Origin of the sequence: Xenorhabdus sp. NBAII XenSa04, from assembly GCF_963866145.1 — a bacterium.
GTDB lineage: Bacteria > Pseudomonadota > Gammaproteobacteria > Enterobacterales > Enterobacteriaceae > Xenorhabdus > Xenorhabdus indica.
In genome coordinates this window covers 1-1,040 of sequence record NZ_CAWMEB010000101.1, presented here as the reverse complement: position 1 = coordinate 1,040, position 1,040 = coordinate 1, and the positions used below count along the sequence as shown (strand labels likewise).

The 1,040-nt window shown below is 30.2% G+C and carries 1 protein-coding gene; it reads right to left on the bottom strand.

The window, feature by feature from the left end; translation table 11 throughout:
- Positions 1-740 (bottom strand): hypothetical protein (locus tag AAC147_RS05615; RefSeq protein ID WP_047679524.1); only part of this gene is annotated, 740 nt, incomplete at its 3' end.
- Positions 741-1,040: the final 300 nt, after the last annotated feature.

Sequence of the window (1,040 nt, the reverse complement as noted above, 5' to 3'; positions counted from 1 at the left end):
TTTAATTGAGCGCTTACGTTTCCATTATCTGTTAATTTATCAAATGTTAATCCTGAAATATTATATTCACCATTATGAAAATACAAATATTCAATTCCAGATAGTTTATTAAATAAATTAACCCACTGTTCTTGGTAAAAAGAGTGATATTTTTCAAAAAAACCTACATCTAGATCAAGAGAGTGATCAAGCCTGATTATAATTAATTCGTTGTTAGATTTTGTAAAGTCGTTAATTCCATCAATAATAGAGTCAACTGACTCACCATTTTCGCCTTCCCACATGAATAGAATTTCTCTATAGTGACCAGTAAAAAAGTGGCCATCTTTGAGAACGGGCCTGATATCAAAATATCTTATGCCTAACTTCAATTGCTCTAATATATTGTTTGATTGTGTTAGAGTATTGCATTCACGAACAAGAGTTGTTTTCCATGTAATTGAACTCATTCCGGCGTCATGGGAACCAGGAATGCAAAGTTTATTTATTGAATAATCTCCCAATATACTCCGATAGTCTTGCATCCAGGATTCGCTATTTATATCCGGCCCTATGTAATTACCCATATCACCGATAAGCATAAAATGGATTATTCGATCAGTTCTCCAACCAAGGCTGAATGTGGAATCTTTTTTAAGGCTAGTTGTTTCTAAACTTTCTGAATAAACCTCTATATCTAATCGTTCAAGATCACTTTTGTATTTACCACATATTATGAAGGTACTTTTCTCAGAGTCCATTATTTGATATTTTATGTTAAAGTTGCAGTCTCTTATATTATCATTGTCGAAATAAATAGAAAAACGCTTAATGTTTAACGAAGTTATTAATTCTGGGAAATTGTTAATATTAAAATGTTGAGACGTACTGGATATTTTTTTCAAACTGAATTTGTACTATTAACGAGTAATATGTTAGCAATTTCAACCATAATAATCTTTCCTTTAAAAACAATTTATTCAAAAAGAAATTTATTCAAAAAGAAATTACCTACTTACTTTCAAAATACAGTGTAACAGTAAGAGAATGTCAGTCAACAA